This is a genomic window from Pseudomonas sp. No.21 (assembly GCF_054558415.1).
Map to the genome: position 1 here is coordinate 91002 of NZ_BAAJNO010000018.1, position 6000 is coordinate 97001.

General features: G+C 66.0%; 6 protein-coding genes. 5 read left to right on the forward strand and 1 reads right to left on the reverse strand.

All coding sequences use genetic code 11. The features are described 5' to 3' along the window. Nucleotides 1–31 precede the first annotated feature (31 nt). Nucleotides 32–550 carry a MarR family winged helix-turn-helix transcriptional regulator gene (locus ACYJSS_RS27910; RefSeq protein WP_111264361.1) on the reverse strand — a complete coding sequence of 173 codons (519 nt, stop codon included), beginning with the start codon at nucleotides 548–550 and terminating at the stop codon, nucleotides 32–34. A gap of 534 nt (nucleotides 551–1084) precedes the next feature. On the opposite strand from ACYJSS_RS27910, the gene ACYJSS_RS27915 reads away from it, so the two are divergent. The 5 genes from ACYJSS_RS27915 (at nucleotide 1085) to ACYJSS_RS27935 (ending at nucleotide 5613) form a co-directional block, all read left to right on the forward strand. Continuing rightward, complete coding sequence (locus ACYJSS_RS27915; protein ID WP_236206084.1) at nucleotides 1085–1780, forward strand: glutathione S-transferase N-terminal domain-containing protein; 696 nt, start codon at nucleotides 1085–1087, stop codon at nucleotides 1778–1780. Nucleotides 1781–1872: 92 nt separating this feature from the next. Then, a complete protein-coding gene (locus ACYJSS_RS27920) occupies nucleotides 1873–3015 on the forward strand; it encodes a two-component system sensor histidine kinase NtrB (RefSeq protein WP_459481014.1) in 1143 nt (380 codons plus the stop codon). A gap of 193 nt (nucleotides 3016–3208) precedes the next feature. After that, entirely contained in the window at nucleotides 3209–4651 is a 1443-nt protein-coding gene (locus ACYJSS_RS27925; protein ID WP_111264367.1) for an ATPase domain-containing protein, read from the forward strand. Between the two features lie 24 nt (nucleotides 4652–4675). Further along, on the forward strand, nucleotides 4676–5053 hold the full coding sequence (locus ACYJSS_RS27930; RefSeq protein WP_236206083.1) for a response regulator: 378 nt from the start codon (nucleotides 4676–4678) through the stop codon (nucleotides 5051–5053). Nucleotides 5054–5190: 137 nt separating this feature from the next. Next, nucleotides 5191–5613 (forward strand): hypothetical protein, encoded by a 423-nt coding sequence (locus tag ACYJSS_RS27935; RefSeq protein WP_236206124.1) that lies wholly within the window; start codon nucleotides 5191–5193, stop codon nucleotides 5611–5613. The last annotated feature ends 387 nt before the right edge of the window (nucleotides 5614–6000 follow it).

Consider the following 6000-nt stretch of genomic DNA (forward strand, 5'->3'; position numbering starts at 1 on the left):
CGTGCTACATGCCTAGAGGAATGAAACGCGGTCAGCCGGTTCCGTTGCCCGAGGTGCGCAACGCCAACGCAGGGCCCACCTTCACCATGAGCTTGGCCAGGCTGGCACGCTCCTTCTCGGTGAACGTGCTCATCAGCTCGGCCACCCACTCGTAATGTCGGGGGAGGACCCTCGCCAAGGCGGCTTCACCCTCGGGCGTCAGGCGAACGATCCACAAGCGGCCATCCAGGGGGTCTTCGTGTTTGCTGCACAGCCCATTTGCCTCCATCTTCGCGACAGCGCGGGTCATGGTCTGCGAGGCAACGGAGACGCCTTCCGCGAGCGCGCCGACCGTCAGCCCTTCCGGGTTGCGCTTGAGCAGCAGCAACACGAAGAAGTTCGTCTGTGACAGGCCGTGCCTGGCCAGGTTCTCATCGAATGCCGACAGCATCTGGTTGGTGGCCGAGGCCCAGATGAGCCAGGTGTGCAGCCCTTCGACATCCGGATTCCCATACTCGTCAGCAAATCGGGCCAGCGTGTCCCGGGATGGAAGGTCCTTGAGTTCGAACATGTTTCCTGTGTCCTGATTTGTAGCTTGCTACATACCTTGAGAGTCGACTCCCGCCACGTCAACCCATCGACAGGGGGCCGGATCGAGCACAGCCACTGCGCGTTGCCTCGCCTGCCGGTGCCCGGAACAGCGCAGCGACAGGCAGCCGGCTCGTGGCGGCGTAGTACCTGCTCCTGCCGTCGAAAGACCCGGACTAGAAACCCGGACAGACATTCCAGAGCTCATGGGGCCCGCTGTGTTTCGACTCCGGGCATGGCTTCGGGGCTACCTCGGCTCGTCCCCCGCCTGGCCCAAGAACGCAGCTCTTCTCTCCCACCACCGAACCCTGGCCTACAGGGCTGAAGTCATTTTCCAAGGGCCAGAAGCGGCACCGAAGCTCCAATCCCGCAGGCGCGGATCGGGCAGGCCGATCTTTTTCCCTCCATACAGGTCGAAAGTCGAACATCGGACACGCCCCGACCGTTCGCCACTGGACAAGCGCCGCGGCCCAGCCATGCTGTCTGCTCGTCCCGCAGCCATTCGACAGTACTCTCCATGACCGACCTTTCCGCCTTCCCCATCACCCACAAGTGGCCCGCCCGGCATCCCGACCGCCTGCAGCTCTACTCGCTGCCCACGCCCAACGGGGTGAAAGTGTCGATCATGCTCGAGGAAATCGGCCTGCCCTACGAGGCGCACAAGGTCAGCTTCGACACCAATGACCAGCTGTCCCCCGAATTCCTCTCCCTCAACCCGAACAACAAGATCCCCGCGATCCTCGACCCGGACGGTCCCGGCGGCCGGCCGCTGGCGCTGTTCGAGTCCGGTGCCATCCTGCTCTACCTGGCGGAGAAGAGCGGCCGCCTGATCCCCGACGACGCCGCCGGGCGCTACGAGGCGATCCAGTGGCTGATGTTCCAGATGGGCGGCATCGGCCCGATGTTCGGCCAGCTCGGCTTCTTCAACAAATTCGCCGGCAGGGACTATGAGGACAAGCGCCCGCGCGACCGTTACGTCGCCGAGTCCAGGCGCCTGCTGGCGGTGCTCGACCGACGGCTGCAGGGGCGCGACTGGCTCCTGGACGACTACGGCATCGCCGACATCGCCACCTTCCCCTGGATACGCAACCTGGTCGGTTTCTACGAAGCGGGCGGGCTGGTCGGCTTCGATGACTTCTCCAACGTGAATCGCGCGCTGCAAGCCTTCCTCGCACGTCCGGCGGTGGCACGCGGCCTGAAGATTCCGGAATGAGCGCCAGGCAGGAGCCGGACGGCCCGGCGCACGATGGCCGGATGGACTTGCACGGCCCGGCATCCGCAGGTTCCCAGCCCGAGCAGGTGTACATGGACCCCATCCCCCCCAAGCCCAGCGAAGACCTGAGCGCACGCGGCTACGAGCTCCTGGTCAAGGCGGTGGTCGACTACGCCATCTATATGGTGTCGGTCGAGGGCCGCATCGTCAGTTGGAACGCCGGCGCGGAGCGGATCAAGGGCTACAGCGCCGAACAGGCCATCGGCCAGCACCTGTCGATGTTCTTCACCGAAGAGGACCGCGCCGCCGGCCGCCCGGCGCATCTTCTGGCCACTGCGCTGGCCACCGGTCGCGCCCAGGACGAGGGCTGGCGGGTACGCCGCGACGGCACGCGCTTCTGGGCCCTGGCGGTTATGGACCTGGTGCACGACGAAGAGGGCAGGGTCGGCCTGGCCAAGATCACCCGCGACATGACCGAGCGCCACGACTCCGAACTGCAGCTGCAGGAGCTGCGTGCCCAGCTGTTCCAGGCGCAGAAGCTCGAAGCCCTGGGCCAGCTCACCGGCGGCATGGCCCATGACTTCAACAACCTGCTCACGGTCATCATCGGCGCCTCGGCGCTGGCCGCCCGCACCCAGGACCCCAAGCGCCTCAAGGAACTCCTGGGCAGCATCCACGAAGCCGGCCTGCGCGGCAGCCACCTGACCCAGCACCTGCTCTCCTTCGCCCGTCAGCGTGACCAGCAGCAACAGCTCGTGGAGCTGGAGAACACCCTGCATTCGGCACAGATGTTCTTCACCCAGGCGCTGCCCAAGGGCATGAGCCTGGAGCTGCAGCTATGCCCGCCGCTGCACCCGATCCTGGTGGACCCGAGCCAGCTGGAAATGGCCCTGCTCAACCTCATCTTCAACGCCCGCGATGCCATGCAGGAGAGCGGCACCATCGTGCTGCGCGCCGAAAACCGCCACCTGCAGGGCGAGTGGGAAAACCTGCACGGCGACTTCGTCCTGCTCACCGTGCGTGACGACGGCGTCGGCATCGCGCCCGAGATACTGCCGCGCATCTTCGAGCCCTTCTTCACCACCAAGGGCCTCGGCAAGGGCACCGGGCTGGGCCTGAGCCAGGCCTACGGCTTCATCCGCCAGCAGGGCGGCACCATCCGCGTGGACAGCACGCCCGGCGCGGGCACCAGCGTGACCCTGTGCCTGCCCGCCCGCCCGCGCGAGGCCCACTGAAAAGCAGGCGCAGCGCACAGGAACTAGTTCGGGGCGCACGACTCTATCGCTGACCGGAGCCCGGCAGCGTAGAATCGCCGGGATTCAGGCCGACCCCGACACCCGGACGCAGTGCGCAACGCCGGCGGACCGGGCTCCCGAGCAGATGCAGTCGGCCCTTTCCAGCGAACTTCCAGATGAGGCAGGCCAGAACTTGGAACAGCTAAAACGCCTTCAGAGCGGCATCGAAGGGCTGGATGCCCTGTTGAAGGGTGGCTTGGTTGCCGGTGCGTCCTACATCGTCCAGGGCCGTCCCGGGTCGGGAAAGACCATCCTCGCCAACCAGATCGCCTTCAACCATGTGCGCGACGGCGGGCGGGTGCTGGTCGCCACCCTGCTGGCCGAAACCCATGAACGGCTCTTCCAGTTCCTCTCCACCCTGAGCTTCTTCGACGCCTCGCAGATCGGAGCGCAGATCCAGTTCGTCAGCGCCTTCGACACCCTGGAGAACGAAGGCCTGGACGAAGTGGTCAAGCTGCTGCGCCGCGAGATCAGCAGGCAGAAGGCCACCGTGCTGATCGTCGACGGCCTGCTCAATGCCCGCTCCAAGGCGGATACACCGCTGGACACCAAGAAATTCATCGGAGAGCTGCAGGGCCACGCCGCGTTCGCCGGCTGCACCGTGTTGTTCCTCACCAGCGCACGCCTCGACGACGGCAGCCCCGAGCACACCATGGTCGACGGCGTGATCGAGCTGGGCGAAGAGCTGTTCGGCGCCCGCTCGGTACGACGCATCCAGCTGCGCAAGACCCGTGGCAGCGGCGCACTGTCCGGCCTGCACGAATGCGAGATCACCGACGACGGCCTGGTCGTCTACCCGCGCCTGGAAACCCTCTACAGCCGCCCTTCACGCACCGACAACGCGGACCTGCACCGTGTATCCAGCGGCATCAGCGGCCTCGACGCGCTGATCGACGGCGGCCTGCCGCGCTCCTCGGCCACCCTGGTGATGGGCCCCGCCGGCGTCGGCAAGACCAGCCTCGGCATCAGCTTCCTCGCCCAGTCCACCCCGGAGGAGCCGGGCCTGCACTTCGGCTTCTACGAGTCGCCCGAGCGCCTGCGCCTGAAGGCACGCAGCATCGGCGTCGACCTCAAGGCCCTGGAAGAGTCCGGCGCCCTGCACCTGATGTGGCAACCCACCACCGAAGGCCTGCTCGATGGTCTCGGCGCGCGCCTGATCAAGGCGGTGACCGAGAAGGGCATCAAGCGTGTGCACATCGACAGCCTCGGCGGCATGGCGCGCGTCGCCACCAGCCAGGCGCGCCTGGTGGAATTCTTCAGCGCGCTGATGAACGAATTGCGCGCACTGGACGTCACCGTCTTCGCCACCTGGGAAATGCGCGACCTGTACAGCGCCGACATCAACGCCCCGGCGCCGGAGCTGTCGAGCATCGTCGACAACCTGGTGCTGATGCGCTACGTGGAAATGAACTCTGAACTGAAACGGCTGCTGTCGATTCTGAAGATGAGGGACAGCCGCTACGACCCTTCTTTGCTGGAAGTCCTCATCCATGACCACGGCATCGCACTCGACAAGGCCTTCAAGAACGCGACCGCCGTCATGTCCGGGGTTGCCACACCCAATGCCGGCATCTGAAACCCGCCCATCGGTCAGCGCTTAATGACAACGATTCTGGTAGTCGATGACGAGTATCTGATTGCGGACATCCTGGCCTTCGCCCTGGAGGACGAAGGCTACATGGTCGTCAAGGCCGGCAACGGCCGCCGTGGCCTGGAAGTGCTCGACCGCGAGCGCCCGGCCCTGGTCATCACCGACTTCATGATGCCGATCATGGATGGCCTCGAGTTCGCCCAGGCGATACGCGCCCGCGCGCAATCGTCCGACCTGCCGATCATCCTCATGAGCGGCGCCCAGGGCAGCGTCGGCCGTGACCGGAGCGATCTCTTCGCCGCCGTGTTCGACAAGCCCTTCGACATCAACGCCGTGATCGCCATGGTCGCGCAGCTGATCGGCCCCAGCGACGGCCAGGCCGACTGACTCCCCGCCTCATCGGCCTGCGCTCATCGGCGGCCCATTGCAAGCCTCGCCCGCCTCCCGGAAACTGCCGCCTTTCAGCCCCTGCGGAGACCGCCGTGTCCACTCAAGAACTCGCCAGCGACCCCACCTGGGTCCAGATCTGCCAGGCCGCCGCGCTCGACCCGCAGCGTCGCTTCGTTTCCCGCCAGGCCGTGCTGGCCAGCCCCGACGCACTCGAAGCCACCCTCTACCGCGGCGACGAAGATGACCCCGACGCCGAGGAAGAAGACCTGGGCGATGCCCGCGTGCTGATCACCGGCACCTTCCAGCCGCCCGCCGAATGGAGCGCCGAGGAGCGTGCCGACTACTACGACGGCAGCGACCCCGAGGAGTTCTTCAGCGCCCTGATCGAATGCATCGCCGCCCCCGCCAGCCGCGCCTACTTCAGCGCCGAAGCCGGTGACCAGGTCGCCGTCAGCACCGCCGAAGGCGCCATCCAGATGTACTACCTCTACGAAATCTTCGAAGACGAAGACGGCCACCACGCCGTGCTGATCCGCGACACCGAAGCCTTCATCTGAGGCATCCGCCCCCTCTGCGCGAAGGCATGCGCACCACAAGAGCATGTGGGCACGACGCGCCTGATGGAGGTCTCGTAACCTCCAGAAGGCGGAGCCAGGCCCCACTCGCTCCTGGCTGAAGCCGAGCATCGCCTCCAGGCCATTCGCAGCCGTTGATGCCCGGGCGGCGCTCGCCCCGCCCCCCCCCAAACGCCCGCCCCAGAGCATTTTCGGCTCCCCTTGCAGAACTGCAAAGCGACCTTGCAGGGCTGTCCGTTCCGCTGGCCGCGGTTCACGGCAATCATGGCGTCGTGCTTTCGAACACCCCCGAACGAACCGACACGACACCCATCAGAGAATCCCGAGGACACCGCCATGAAACTGCAGACCAACCTGATCGCCGCCACC

Coding starts and splice junctions, on each gene's coding strand:
- ACYJSS_RS27915 (WP_236206084.1), top strand. CDS start 1,085: ATGACCGACCTTTCCGCCTTCCCCATCACCCACAAGTGGCCCGCCCGG.
- ACYJSS_RS27920 (WP_459481014.1), top strand. CDS start 1,873: ATGGACCCCATCCCCCCCAAGCCCAGCGAAGACCTGAGCGCACGCGGC.
- ACYJSS_RS27910 (WP_111264361.1), bottom strand. CDS start 550: ATGTTCGAACTCAAGGACCTTCCATCCCGGGACACGCTGGCCCGATTT.
- ACYJSS_RS27930 (WP_236206083.1), top strand. CDS start 4,676: ATGACAACGATTCTGGTAGTCGATGACGAGTATCTGATTGCGGACATC.